This is a genomic window from Pseudomonas sp. R11F, assembly GCF_050312575.1.
In the GTDB taxonomy this organism is placed as follows: Bacteria; Pseudomonadota; Gammaproteobacteria; order Pseudomonadales; family Pseudomonadaceae; genus Aquipseudomonas; species Aquipseudomonas palleroniana.
The window spans coordinates 35016-47575 of the sequence record NZ_JBNPJU010000066.1 but is presented as its reverse complement, the minus strand read 5'-3'; the positions used below and the strand labels follow the sequence as shown (position 1 = coordinate 47575).

Here is a 12560-nt window from a genome sequence, read left to right as displayed (position 1 = left end):
TCCTCAGAGCCAGTGGGCCATGGACGCTGCGCTGCGCAGGTTCCAGACTTTTTCGATCAGGGCATCGGCCTGTGCCGGTGTGCGTGCGCCGCTGAATTGACAGAGCCGGCGGAATTTGTCGGCCAGTTCGACGCGGCTCAAGGTGTTGCCCGGGTCGCCTTTGGGCTCGTCAATCGCGCCGTGCAGGGTGCGGCCATCGGTGGTGGTGACCGTAACGCGGCCCAGCCAGCGTTGCGGGTAGGCGTCGTCGACCTCGGGGTCGAGGGTCATGCTGACCTTGTCGCGCACGCTGGCCACCGCCGGATCGCTCAACGCCAGTTCGTGGAACTCGGTCAGCCCGGCCTTGCCATGCACCGCGATCAGGCCCAGTACCGTGCCCATGGAAAACTTGGCCTGATGCACGGTGGCAGGCACTTTTACGCGCCCCAGTACGTCAATTGCGCCTTGATGGACACGGGTTTGCACGTGGGCCATATCGGCGGCGCTCAAGCCCTCACGCTGCATCAGGTGCAACAGCGCGTCTGCGGCAGGATGGGTGTGACGGCACGACGCGTGGAACTTGAACGAGGTCTCCAGCAACGCCCAGCGGCTCCCGAGGCCGGCAGACAAGCGGCTCGGCTGCGCATCCTGGGACATGCCGGCCGCCAAGCCCTGATCGCCTTCCAGGATATTGCGCGCGCCGGTCAACCCATCCGCCGTCAGGTAAGCGGCGAGCAAACCATCGGCCGCGGCCTTGGCCGTATGCAGTTGCTTTGAGTCTGCGGCATCGCGCAGAAACTCCCACAAACCGGCGGCCTGGGTGCCGGCACTGCCAAGCAGGTTGACGAACTGCTCCTGGTTGAAACCCAGCAATTTGCCCACCGCCACCGCAGCGGCTAACGTGCCGACGGTGGCCGTGGTGTGGAAGATTCGGTAGTGGGAACGGCCCATGAATTCGCCGATGCGAATCCCGGCCTCGTAACCGGCGACCGACGCCAGCAGCAGCTCACGCCCGGATTTACCGAGGTCCTGCGCGGCGGCCAGGGCGGCCGGAAACACCACGGTGGCCGGATGCAGCACCGAGCTGTTGTGCAGGTCATCCTGCTCGACCAGGTGCGAGGCGGCGGCGTTGACCAGGGCGGCAAAGTACGCACTGCTGCTGCCACCATTGACGATCACCTGCGCCGGGCCGCTGCCGGGCCCCATCTTTTGTGCATAGCGTTCAAACAACGGGATCGGATGCATGCCCTGGCTGGCCAGGGCCGAGCCCAGCCAATCCAGATAAAGCTCTTCGGTGCGCGCCAGCAGCGTTTCCGGCAGCTGCTCGTAATCCAGCTGCGCAAGGAACCGACACAAGGCTAGGGTATGGCTCATGGTCAAAAGCCTCAGAAGCTGCGGGGCAGTTCGAGCAGATGCTCGGCCACGTAGGACAGGATCAGGTTGGTGGAGATCGGCGCCACCTGGTATAGGCGGGTCTCGCGGAATTTGCGCTCCACGTCGTATTCGCAGGCAAAACCAAAACCGCCGTGGGTTTGCAGGCACGCGTTGGCAGCTTCCCAGGACGCCTTGGCCGCCAGGTACTTGGCCATGTTCGCGCTGGCCCCGGCATTGGCGCCGCTGTCGTATTCCTCGCAGGCACGCCAGCGCATCAAGTCAGCGGCTTCGATTTCGATATGGGCTTCGGCAATCGGGAATTGCACGCCCTGGTTCTGCCCGATGGGTCGGCCAAATACCACGCGGTCGCGGGCATAGGCGCTGGCTTTTTCGATAAACCAGCGGCCGTCACCAATGCACTCGGCGGCAATCAGCGTGCGCTCGGCATTCAGGCCATCGAGAATGTATTTGAAACCCTTGCCCTCCTCGCCGATCAGGCTATCGAGCGGCAGCTCCAGATTGTCGAAGAACAGCTCATTGGTTTCGTGGTTGACCATATTGGCGATGGGCTGCACGGTCAGGCCATTGCCGATCGCTTCGCGCAGGTCCACCAGGAAGATCGACATGCCTTCGGATTTTTTCGTCACCTCGGCCAGTGGCGTGGTGCGCGCCAGCAGGATCATCAGGTCGGAATGCTGGATACGCGAGATCCACACCTTCTGGCCGTTGATCACGTACTTGTCGCCGCGTTTGATCGCGGTGGTCTTGATCTTGGTGGTGTCGGTGCCGGTACTGGGCTCGGTGACGCCCATGGACTGCAAGCGCAATTCGCCACTGGCGAGCTTGGGCAGGTAGAAACGCTTCTGCGCCTCGCTGCCGTGACGCAACAAGGTGAACATGTTGTACATCTGGCCGTGCACCGTGCCGGAATTGCCGCCGCAACGGTTCACTTCCTCCAGGATCACCGAGGCTTCGGCCAGGCCCAGGCCGGAGCCGCCGTACTCCTGCGGGATCATCGCCGACAACCAGCCGGCATCGGTCAGGGCCTTGACGAACGCCTCGGGAAAGCCTTTTTCTTCGTCGATCTTGCGCCAGTAAGCGGCATCGAATTCAGCGCACAACGCACGCACGCCGTCGCGGATAGCGTTGAGTTCTTCAAGGTCATTAGGGGTCATGTAACGGCTCTCCGCCTGTTGTTCTGGGGTTATTCGAAGTGCACTTGGGCTTGTTGCGCCAGGCCACCGGCGTTACCGGCCCACAGTTCGGCAACACCGTCCGAGGTGATACGACCGCCCACTTCAAACGGTTGCGGTGCAATCAACGGGCGCACGCCACGGTAGGCAAAACGGCGCAACCGGGCTTCAGGGTGGGCACGACAAAAGGCACGCAGGCTCAGGGTGGCGATCAATGGCCCATGCACCACCAACCCCGGATAACCCTCGGTGCCTGTGACATAGGGGTAGTCGTAGTGAATGCGGTGGCCGTTGAAGGTCACGGCGCTGTAGCGAAACAACAAAGTGGGGGTCGGCTCGACGGCTTCACGCCACTCGCTGAGGGGCAGTGCCTCACCGCCGCCCTGCTTGGGTGGCGTGGGTTCGCGGTAGACGATGTCCTGTTCTTCGCGGATCGCCAGGCGACCGTCCTGGGAATAGTCATGACGCACGGTGACAAACAGCAGCGAGCCGGTGCGGCCGGCCTTCTCTTCTACGGCAGTGATCGTGGACACGCGAGTGGCTGCCGCACCGGCCCGCAACGCCTGCACAAATTCAATGCGGCCACCGGCCCACATGCGATTGCGGTTATCCGCCGGCGGCAGGAACCCGCCACGGGCCGGGTGGCCATCAGTGCCCAGTGCCGCTTCCGGCAGTGGATCCTGAAAAAAGCACCACTGCCACAACGGCGCAATCGCTTCGCCATCGCTCGGCACCTCTTCACCGAACGTCGCGGCGATACGCTTGAGCAGGTTATGGCTCAGGAGGTCGTGCGTGGTTTCACTTCGGCCGATCCAATCAGTGGCGCTCATGGGGTCCAGGTCCTCGGGCAGTGGGTGTCTGCCCCGGATCATGCAAGCCCTCATCCGTTCTGAGAATTTGCATTTCAATAAACCAGCGTTCGGTTATGCTGAACGCCGCCATTCTGCTCCCGGAGTTTTGCATGCACTTCGACCTGGCCGACCTGCGCCTGTTTATCCATATCGCTGAATCCCCCAGCCTGACCCAGGGCGCCAAGCGTGCGTTCCTCTCGCCGGCCGCTGCCAGTGCGCGGATCAAGGCCCTGGAAAGCCAGCTCGACACGCGCCTGCTGTACCGCGACAGCCGTGGCGTGGAAATCACCCCGGCGGGCGCACGCCTGCTGCACCATGCGCGGCTGATCATGCGCCAGGTGGACTACCTGAAAAGCGAATTCACCCAATACGGCGCGGATTCGGCTGGGCATATCCGCATCTTCGCCAATACCACGGCGGTCACCGAGTTTCTGCCGGAGGTGCTGGCGGGGTTCCTGTCGCAGCGCCCCGGCGTCACGGTCGACCTGCAAGAGCGCCTGTCCCGGGATATCGTGCGCGGCGTGCTGGATGGCACCAGCGATATGGGCATCATTGCCGGCCCCGTGGAAGCGGCAGGCTTGCAGGTATTGCATTTCAGCACCGATGAACTGGTGTTGATGGTACCCGTCGATCACCCGTTAGCCGGTCAAGCGTCAGTGACGCTGGAACAGACCCTCGCCTATCAGCACATTGGCTTGCATGAGGGCAGCACGTTGCTGAGCTTTCTGCGCGAACACGTCGACCGACTCGGCAAACAGCTGTCGCTGCGCATTCAGGTCTCGAGCTTCGAGGCGATCTGCCGAATGGTCGAGGCCGGCGTGGGCATTGGCATCATCCCCGAATCCGCCGCCGTGCGGCACAGCCGCACCATGCAACTGGTGGCGGTCAAGCTCCAGGAGCCGTGGGCCATTCGCGAGCGCAGTATCCTGGTGCGGGAACTGGACGCCTTGCCAGGGACCATTCGCGCATTGATCGCTACCTTGATGCCGAAAACCGCCTAAGCTGAACAGTCACCTTGCCAAGGAGACTCCCATGCAGCTAGAAGGATCCTGCCATTGCGGCGCTGTCACCTTCAGTTTGAACAGCGCCCACCCTTACCCCTACCAGCGTTGCTATTGCTCGATCTGCCGCAAGACCCAGGGCGGCGGTGGCTACGCGATCAACCTCGGTGGCGACGCCAAGAGCCTCAAGGTACAGGGGCGCAAGCACATTTCGATCTACCACGCCAGGCTCAAACCAGAAGGTGCCAGCCGTGCTCACGCCAGCACCGCCGAGCGGCATTTCTGTTCGCAATGCGGCAGCGCCCTATGGCTGTTCAGCCCGGAATGGCCAGAGCTGATCCACCCGTTCGCGTCAGCCATCGACACACCACTGCCAGTGCCGCCGGAACATACGCACTTGATGCTGGGGTCCAAGGCACCGTGGGTGGAGGTAACGGTGCGCAAGGGGGATTTGCAGTTTGATGAGTATCCTGAGGAGTCGATTGCTCAGTGGCATGAGCGGTTGGGGTTGTAGTGGCTCGCCCAATCGTAGGCCACTTTAATGAGGCGGAAATAAGAGCCCTTCTTTCGTCCTAACCACATCGTCTGCAACATCTGTTATCACCTGGCTCGCGAGTGTTTTATCACCAAAAGAATTAGAGTTACATGTAAACGTATCTTCATACGTAAAAGCACTTCCTGCCATCCGCACGTTCAAAAAAGCTCGCGCACCAAGGGTTTCTTGCGGAACACCAAAAACATACAAATAACCACCATTCTCAAAACCAAAAAAAGTAATATATGTATTTAAGTCCAGCCACCTGTACAACTTCCTCCCCTGCCTGAATTTAACCTCCAACTCCGTCCCCAAAAGCTCACCAAATCGATAATAAACGTCAACCTTGTTGTTCCCGGAGCAAATCGACACAAGCTTTCCTTTTGTCGTTTCACATGATGCAATCTTCGTTTCAGCTAATGCACACAAGCTATTTTCCTCGCCATGAACCGGCGACGAACAATACAAAAGGCAAAGTAAAAATCCACTTACACCGCTTCTAGTATTCAATTGAGCACCCTTTCAGCCAGAATGTAAGCAGACTTTCTCTCCGTCAACCCCGTTGCCCCGCCATTTACAATGCGAGTGACATCATTCACATCGAGAACTCCACGCCCGTGGATCTCGGAGTAAGGAGCCTTGTAGAGCCAGAACCACACTGCGCTTCTGATTGAGTTTAACGTCGAATTAATAAGTTCCGGACACCGAACTGTATCAGGCGAATCACCAGACCAATATTTATTAAAATCACGCATATAACCCATATATTTTTCATAACCGGTGATTTGTATAAGCCCCCTTCCACGAAAATCATACCCATCACTTGGATGCCCTATCCTGTTCCCATTCAATCGTTGAAAGTGCTTGCGACCTATTTCTTTCTGATTCGCCCTGCGGACAATTCGCCCACTCGCGCCCTTCAAATGCCCATCCTGCTCTGCCTCCAAAGGATGCGCTCGATAATAGGCACTAAATGATTTAAGCACCGCCGGAGAATACTCCCAGCTTTCGGTAACCCCTTTCATGGACGCCCCCACCTCGCCCTTGATCTGGGCAAAAAAGTGCCGCTGTCTTAATCGGGTATCCAATTTAAATTCGGCTAATCGACCGTTTATTTCATTGAGTACCACCTCAATATCGGCATCGTCGGCCAAGGGAAATATTTGCTTTAGTTGTGCCGGAGTAATTGCCAATGGATTAGCCGCGCAAAACTGCCCCACCAACCCAACCGGATGAAAATGAAACACCGCCCCATTCGCGGGCAGGCCAAGCTTCGGCGCCACCTCTTCCCACCAACACAGCGCATTGATCCGTTGTTTCTCCGCCAACCAGTTCAAGTGCGGTGTTGCGCCACTGTGGCCTAGCAACTCGTCCAACCCATCCCACTTGTTCGGCTGGGACCATTCGCTTTCGGTATGAATGATCAACCGTGAAATCGACTGCGCGTGAGCCGGCCGGCGAATGGCTGCCTGCAGCTCGGCAGCGGTGACCCGTCCATCGCGATTGCGGTCGATGATGTCGTAGAGACGGCTTTTTATGCGGCTTCTGTTGCCCTCGTCCGCCACGCGAGCAAACCGTGCAAGTTGAGCCTCGCTGAACCGCCCCAGGTCACGCCACAGCGCGGCAAGCGTGCCAAGGGAAGAGTCGAGGCTGTAGACAATGGAGTAGCCCTCCCACGACCACGGACTGACCCAGGGGGTAATCCCCACCTCTTCGCAGACCCAGCCATCGAGCGGATGGTTGTCGGCATCCATGAGCAACCCATCCAGGCGATACCATGTGCACTTCCTACCCAGGGCGCTGCTGATTTTGCTCTCGGGCGGCAAGCTGTCGAGCAACACTTTGGGCAGTAGCAAGTCAGCACCACTGACCGCACCGGCAGTGCCGGGAACGGGGCATTGCGCAACGCCAAAGCCCTCTTGATGGGGGACGACGACAGTGCCTGCCACCAGCTTGAGCCAAGTCTGTTCGTCGGCAGGCAACTGTTGCGCCCAAGCCCGGCTGGCGTCGATAAAGCCTTCGACGTCATCACCACTGAACACTTCCAGATGCAGTTTGCTTTCCGGGCGCTTTGTATCCGCGCAGTGATACAGCCCGATGTGCCCGACCAGATCGGCGGCCTTGATTGCGACAGGCGCTTGCAGCACAACCGCGCCATCCGTTGCCTCTTCAGGCCAGAAGGCAGGTCGAACGTGCTTTGAGTCGTCGCGATAGAACATCCCCTCCTGCAGGTGCATATACAGGCTGTAGAAGGTCAGTCTGGGAGGCGTCTGTGAGTGGCCTGCGATGTTTGGCGGCGCAAGACGATGGCGCACCAGTACAAAGTTGCGCGAGAACGGTTTGGCCACGCACTGGTCGTCGTCCACGTAAGTAGTGCTGGGTGAATGCTCATCGATGCGGTAAGCCACAACCTCACCGGCTGCCAGACAGTAGACCGCCGACTGGTCCAGCAGGGCTGCGGTGCCGCTGTCAAAATGCACGCCGCCATGCCACAGGGCATTGCGTCCTATGGGGTAATAACCCGCGCCGGCATGGGCCAGTTGGGTCAACTGCGACAACGGGTGGCTTTGATCCTTGAACGGGTGGCTCCAGCGTGTAGCGTCCATGGCGGGTGTCGCTCCTGATTTCACAAGAGCGCTGAGATTAAAGTCTGAATATCCTCTGGAAATGCCGGAAAACTTCCCTTTTTCAGCAAGGGCCTTCCCTGATTCTGCCTTGAGATTTCCTGGCGCCTGATCTTTAACAGTCTTTGACAGTTTCTCGACAAAGCTGTCAAAGATTATCGGCCGCCACCGCCCTAGCATTTGAGCATCCAAACCACCATTCGGGTGTTCTTCATGTTTCGCACATTGCGCAGTATTCCTCTGCTGGGTTGCCTGCTGAGCAGTATCGGTTGCCATGGGCAACCCCCTGCTCCGCCGCCGATTCAAAAGGGTGATTACGGTGCAATCATCCGTTACCTGCAAACCCGAATTCCCCAGGACATGGCCCGAGATAACGTGGCGGGATTGTCGATTGCGTTGGTCAATGGCCAGGAATTGCTCTGGACCCGTGGCTTCGGCATGGCGGACAAGGCGCGCGGCGTACCGGTTACACGTAACACGGCGTTTCGCGCCGGGGGCATTTCCAAACTGCTGACCACCACGGCGGCGTTGCAATTGGTGGAGCAGCAGCGTCTGGCGCTGGATGCGCCGATCCAGCAAACCCTGCGCGAGTTTTACGTGCGTTCGCGTTTTCATGCCGACCAGACTGCGGCTGACCGCGATATCACCTTGCGTCGCTTGCTCAGCCACCAGTCCGGCCTGCCCAGCGAGCACCTGCGCGACCTGCGCAGTACCTATGCGATGGGCCAGATGCCCATGCGTGTGTCGGGTGTGTGGCTGAGCAGCCCGCCGGGCTCTCAGGTGGCCTATTCCAACCTCGGCTACGCCTTGGTCGGCGCGGCCATTGAGCGCAGCACCGGCAAAAGCTTCGAGGCTCAGCTACAAAGCAGCCTGCTCAAGCCGTTGGCGATGGACCAGTCCAGCTTCGTCGGTACCGGCGCACAGCTGGGTTATCGCGCCATGGGTTACGAAGACGGCCAGGCCAGCACCGATGCACAGGTGCGTGACCTCGCGGCCACCGGGCTGTGGGCCAGCCCGAAAGACCTCAGCCACTACGTGCAGATGCTGTTCGCCCAAGGCACCTATAAAGGCAGACAAGTGCTGAGTAACGCGTCCATCGAGGCGATGTTCACCCAGCAAAACACCGGCAACGCCCTGGACTTCGATTGCCAGATGGGCCTGGGCTGGTTTCTGGCGCCTTGTGGGGATGAGCCGGTCGGCCCCGGCATTCGGACCTATCAGCACAGCGGCGGTGGCGATGATTTTGCCGCCCAATTGAGCGTGCTGCCTGATCAGCAGTTGGCGGTGATCATCATGGCCAATGACAGCAATGCCGAGGACATGGTGGTGTCGCTGTCCACCGACGCGCTGCGCTTGATGCTCCAGGCACAAACCGGCACGCCAGTGTGCAGCGGCGACTGCCAGCCCCCCAGCCACGGGTTGAAGCTGCGCCAGGTGCCGGCGGCCGTGGACCGTAAACGCCTGGCCGGGTTTTATGCAACGGCCTGGGGCGTACTGCGCCTCAAGGACGATAAAAATCGGCTGTCCGGCGAACTGGCCGGTTTTGACTTTGAATTGGTGCGTGACGAGCACGGCTGGTTGCGCGCACAGAAAAAAGTCCTCGGGTTCTGGCTCAAGGATCTCGGCGAATTGGGCCGCGTGCAGCTGGATGTGGTGACCGTACAAGGCCGCCAGATGCTCACTGCCCGCAGCCATGGCCAACGCATCGCCATCGGTGAGCGCGTCGACCCGCCGCCGCTGCCCCTGGCCTGGGCCGACACCATCGGCACCTATCACGTGCTCAACACCCATGAGCCGAACGCGCCGCTGAGCGGCATCAGCGTACGCCTGGAAGAAGGTTTCCTGGTATTGCGCGGCCAACTGCATGGCGAGCCGCTGACCGACTACATCCTATTGCCCGTCGACAACGCCCACGCGGTACTGGCCGGTAATGGCTATGGCCTGGGCGACACCGTCAGCCGTCAGGTCAATGGCCTCAGCGCTTCGGGTTACTCCTTCAAACGCACCCAAGCACCACACAAACCTCTGAATCTCTAACCAAGGAAGAACGCCTCAATGCGCTCAAATCACCTTTGCCTGTCCCTCACCTCGGTATGCCTGTTCGCCGCCGCCGACAGCGCCATTGCCGAAGACTGGCAATACAGCCTCAAGCTCGGCGTCAGCAACGCGCCCCGCTACAGCGGGAGTGACGAACGCCGGACCGGGCCGGAACTGGGCGGCAAAATTGTCAGCCCCTGGGGGATTTTCCTCGACACCGGCAAGGGCCTGGGTTGGCGCTACGAAGGCGACGCGGCAAGCTTCAGCGCGTATGTCGGTGCCAGCGGTTCACGCAAGGACAAAAATGAAACCCTGCATGCCGGCTCCAAACGCCTCAAAGGCATGGGAGAGATCAAGTCACGCCCGCAACTGGGGGTGAGCGCCAGCTATAAACTCGGCGGCGTGATTGTCGGCGCGACGCTGGAACACGCCCTCAAGGAAAATGACCACAAGGATACCGGCAAGGCCTTCACCCACCTGGAGTTGAGCCTGGGCACCAACCTCTACAAAGGCCGCTTTGGTTCCGTCGACGCCACCCTGAGCAGCCACTTTGGTGACCGTGACTACCTGCAGACTTGGTACGGCGTGACCACGGGTCAGGCGGCGCAAAGCCGCTTCAAGGAATACAAGGCCGGAGCCGGCAACATCAGCAATGGCATGAACCTGGCGTGGAGCCTGCCGATCAGCGAAAACACCCGGTTCTCGACCTTGCTGGACGTGCAGTACCTGGCGGATGAGGCGGGCAAGAGCCCGATTGTGGAGCGACGGTTGCAGACATCGGTGATGGGGATGGTGGAATACACCTTCTGATCCGACCATACAATTAGAACGCAGGAGCGAGCTTGCTCGCTCCTACAAGAGACTGCTACTCGGCATACGCCCACGTCATCCGAAACAACGCCCCGCCCCACTCCGAGTCCAGCACTTCGACCTGGCCGCCATGCCATTGGCTGACCCGCTGCACCAACGCCAGGCCGAGGCCGAAGCCACCGGTGCGGCGGTCGCGGCTGGAGTCCAGGCGCATGAAGGGTTCGAAGATCTTCGCCCGGCCCTCCAGCGGTACGCCGGGCCCGTCATCGCTGACCCGTACTTCGTAACCCGTGCCGAACTTGACCAGCGACACCTCCACGCGGCGCTCGGCATAACGGATGGCGTTGCGCAGCAGGTTGATCACCGCCCGCGCCATGAAGCGCGGTTCGATCTGGATAACGTCGACTTCACAGGTACGCAACGACAGCTGCACACCGGCCGCTTCCGCTTCGAGGGCCACGCTGCCGATGACACTGTCGAGCCAGCTATGGGCCTCGATGCTTTCCCGGGTGACCTGCGTAGCGCCACGCTCCAGGCTGGCGTAGGTGAGCAATTCGGAGACCATCTCCTCCAACTCGCCCAGGTCGGCGTACATGTCATTGATCAACTCACGGCTCTGGCGCGGGTCGGCCTTTTGCTTGAGTTGATCGAGCTCGAACGATAAGCGCGCAATCGGCGTACGCAATTCGTGGGACACGGCGTTGGTCAGTTCGCGCTGGTTGGCGATCAGGCTTTCGATACGCTCGGCCATCTGGTTGAAGTGCCCGGCCAGTTCGCGCACGGTGGAACGGCGCGGCAGCAGGATGCGCGAGCCAAGCTCGTTATCGCCAAAACGTTGCGCAGCCAAGCGGATATGCTCCAGGTCACGCCAGTGCGGGCGTACCCAGAAATACAGCACCACGGCCAGGCACAGGCCGAGAAAACCGTAGGCCCACAGGTACAGCCACTTGGGTTCTTCCGGCAACTTGATTTCCAACAGCTGCGGGCCACCGTCGATGCTGGAGATGAACTCCATGAAGTCGCCGCGAACCACCAGCTGGCCGGCGCGCAGCAGATTTTTTTCGCGCTCGTTCAACGCCAGTGTGTCGCTCTGGACCAGCTTGAGCCGCAACCCGTAATGCGGTTGCAACTCGGCCAGCCGAGCTTCGCGCGCCGGCCCTTGCAGCGTGCGCAGTTGCTCCACCAAGGCATAAGCCGGGCCGCGCAACGCTTCGCGGTTGTAGACTTCGTTGGTTTCAGGCGTCAACTCATCGAAGGTGTAGTTGACCAGCCAGATCGCCCCCGCCAGACCCAGCGCCAGGATCACATACAGGCGCAGAAACAGCCGCAGCATCTAAACCTCCCACGCGAAAGGATTGAACAGGTAGCCTTTGCCCCAGATGGTCTTGATGCACACCGGTTCACGGGGGTTATCGTTGAGTTTGCTGCGTAATTTACTGATGTAGACGTCGACGCTGCGGTTGAGGCCGTCGAAGGCAATACCGCGCATGCGGTTGAGGATGTCATCGCGCGAGAGGATCTTTCCCGAATTGCTGGCCAGCAACCACAGCAATTCGAACTCCATGGTCGTCAGGTCGATGGTTTCCCCTCCCAGGCTGACCACCCGGCAACTACGGTCAATCGACAGGTGGCCGAATTCGAGGGAGCCGCGAACGGTGGGCTCGGGCACTTGTCGGCGTTGCAGGGCACGCAGGCGTGCGAGCAAAACCGGCGGCTTGATCGGCTTGATCACATAGTCATCAGCGCCGGACTCCAGGCCCAGGATGTGGTCCAGGTCATCTTCCTTGGCGGTGAGGATCACGATCGGCGTGTCAGACACGTTACGAATCTCACGACACACATGCAGGCCGCTCTGGCCCGGCAGCATCAGGTCGAGCACGACGATCTTCGGCTTGAAGTCCAGGAACGCCGCCAGGGCTTTATCGCCCCGGTGCACCACCCGCACCTCGAAACCGTGCTGCGCCAGAAAATGCGCAATCAGCCCCGCCAGTTTTTCATCGTCCTCAACGAGCAGAACTTTGCCCAGCCCCAGGTTTTCCATAAATTCTCAGTGTACAAACGCCGATTGAAGTGCAGCCATTATAGGTGGCAAGCTGTTCGACTGAAGCATCTGGCCATGACGCCCCAACGAAGCTTCATGCTTTTAAGAGTTTTTA

Annotated in this window: 11 protein-coding genes; 4 read left to right on the top strand and 7 right to left on the bottom strand. The window is 60.1% G+C overall.

What is annotated here, in order from left to right; translation table 11 throughout:
- Window positions 1-3 precede the first annotated feature (3 nt).
- The 3 genes from ACQRBV_RS20380 to ACQRBV_RS20370 are packed head-to-tail and all read right to left on the bottom strand — an operon-like array spanning window position 4 to window position 3376.
- Window positions 4-1353 carry an MmgE/PrpD family protein gene (locus ACQRBV_RS20380; RefSeq protein WP_060752654.1) on the bottom strand — a complete coding sequence of 450 codons (1350 nt, stop codon included), beginning with the start codon at window positions 1351-1353 and terminating at the stop codon, window positions 4-6.
- An 11-nt stretch (window positions 1354-1364) separates the two neighbouring features.
- The gene (locus ACQRBV_RS20375) at window positions 1365-2528 is read right to left on the bottom strand and encodes an acyl-CoA dehydrogenase family protein (RefSeq protein WP_090370713.1); all 1164 of its coding nucleotides are present in this window, start codon (window positions 2526-2528) and stop codon (window positions 1365-1367) included.
- 29 nt (window positions 2529-2557) lie between these two features.
- Entirely contained in the window at window positions 2558-3376 is an 819-nt protein-coding gene (locus tag ACQRBV_RS20370; RefSeq protein WP_161547850.1) for an FAS1-like dehydratase domain-containing protein, read from the bottom strand.
- A 131-nt stretch (window positions 3377-3507) separates the two neighbouring features.
- Between ACQRBV_RS20370 and ACQRBV_RS20365 the strand changes: the two genes are divergently transcribed.
- Window positions 3508-4398, top strand: coding sequence for a LysR family transcriptional regulator (locus tag ACQRBV_RS20365; protein WP_060752651.1), 891 nt, complete (start codon window positions 3508-3510; stop codon window positions 4396-4398).
- Between the two features lie 31 nt (window positions 4399-4429).
- The gene (locus ACQRBV_RS20360; protein WP_411984243.1) at window positions 4430-4912 is read left to right on the top strand and encodes a GFA family protein; all 483 of its coding nucleotides are present in this window, start codon (window positions 4430-4432) and stop codon (window positions 4910-4912) included.
- 24 nt (window positions 4913-4936) lie between these two features.
- On the opposite strand, the gene ACQRBV_RS20355 is transcribed toward ACQRBV_RS20360, so the two are convergent.
- Together ACQRBV_RS20355 and ACQRBV_RS20350 are read right to left on the bottom strand one after the other, a co-directional pair.
- The gene (locus tag ACQRBV_RS20355) at window positions 4937-5362 is read right to left on the bottom strand and encodes a hypothetical protein (protein WP_411984244.1); all 426 of its coding nucleotides are present in this window, start codon (window positions 5360-5362) and stop codon (window positions 4937-4939) included.
- Window positions 5363-5439: 77 nt separating this feature from the next.
- Window positions 5440-7833, bottom strand: coding sequence for a hypothetical protein (locus tag ACQRBV_RS20350; protein ID WP_411984245.1), 2394 nt, complete (start codon window positions 7831-7833; stop codon window positions 5440-5442).
- On the opposite strand from ACQRBV_RS20350, the gene ACQRBV_RS20345 reads away from it, so the two are divergent.
- Both ACQRBV_RS20345 and ACQRBV_RS20340 read left to right on the top strand, forming a co-directional pair.
- Window positions 7771-9594, top strand: a complete 1824-nt coding sequence (locus ACQRBV_RS20345; RefSeq protein WP_090372397.1) for a serine hydrolase domain-containing protein — start codon at window positions 7771-7773, stop codon at window positions 9592-9594. The genes ACQRBV_RS20350 and ACQRBV_RS20345 overlap by 63 nt on opposite strands.
- A gap of 18 nt (window positions 9595-9612) precedes the next feature.
- A complete protein-coding gene (locus ACQRBV_RS20340) occupies window positions 9613-10404 on the top strand; it encodes a MipA/OmpV family protein (RefSeq protein WP_126870615.1) in 792 nt (263 codons plus the stop codon).
- Window positions 10405-10459: 55 nt separating this feature from the next.
- Here the strand turns inward: ACQRBV_RS20340 and ACQRBV_RS20335 are convergent, their stop codons facing one another.
- The gene (locus tag ACQRBV_RS20335) at window positions 10460-11737 is read right to left on the bottom strand and encodes an ATP-binding protein (protein ID WP_411984246.1); all 1278 of its coding nucleotides are present in this window, start codon (window positions 11735-11737) and stop codon (window positions 10460-10462) included.
- Window positions 11738-12445, bottom strand: coding sequence for a winged helix-turn-helix domain-containing protein (locus tag ACQRBV_RS20330; protein WP_060752645.1), 708 nt, complete (start codon window positions 12443-12445; stop codon window positions 11738-11740).
- Window positions 12446-12560 lie beyond the last annotated feature (115 nt).

What these genes read in the sequence shown, in the direction of transcription:
- ACQRBV_RS20380 (WP_060752654.1), bottom strand. Translation starts at nt 1,353, where the DNA reads ATGAGCCATACCCTAGCCTTGTGTCGGTTCCTTGCGCAGCTGGATTAC.
- ACQRBV_RS20375 (WP_090370713.1), bottom strand. Translation starts at nt 2,528, where the DNA reads ATGACCCCTAATGACCTTGAAGAACTCAACGCTATCCGCGACGGCGTG.
- ACQRBV_RS20370 (WP_161547850.1), bottom strand. Translation starts at nt 3,376, where the DNA reads ATGAGCGCCACTGATTGGATCGGCCGAAGTGAAACCACGCACGACCTC.
- ACQRBV_RS20365 (WP_060752651.1), top strand. Translation starts at nt 3,508, where the DNA reads ATGCACTTCGACCTGGCCGACCTGCGCCTGTTTATCCATATCGCTGAA.
- ACQRBV_RS20360 (WP_411984243.1), top strand. Translation starts at nt 4,430, where the DNA reads ATGCAGCTAGAAGGATCCTGCCATTGCGGCGCTGTCACCTTCAGTTTG.
- ACQRBV_RS20345 (WP_090372397.1), top strand. Translation starts at nt 7,771, where the DNA reads ATGTTTCGCACATTGCGCAGTATTCCTCTGCTGGGTTGCCTGCTGAGC.
- ACQRBV_RS20350 (WP_411984245.1), bottom strand. Translation starts at nt 7,833, where the DNA reads ATGGCAACCGATACTGCTCAGCAGGCAACCCAGCAGAGGAATACTGCG.
- ACQRBV_RS20340 (WP_126870615.1), top strand. Translation starts at nt 9,613, where the DNA reads ATGCGCTCAAATCACCTTTGCCTGTCCCTCACCTCGGTATGCCTGTTC.
- ACQRBV_RS20335 (WP_411984246.1), bottom strand. Translation starts at nt 11,737, where the DNA reads ATGCTGCGGCTGTTTCTGCGCCTGTATGTGATCCTGGCGCTGGGTCTG.
- ACQRBV_RS20330 (WP_060752645.1), bottom strand. Translation starts at nt 12,445, where the DNA reads ATGGAAAACCTGGGGCTGGGCAAAGTTCTGCTCGTTGAGGACGATGAA.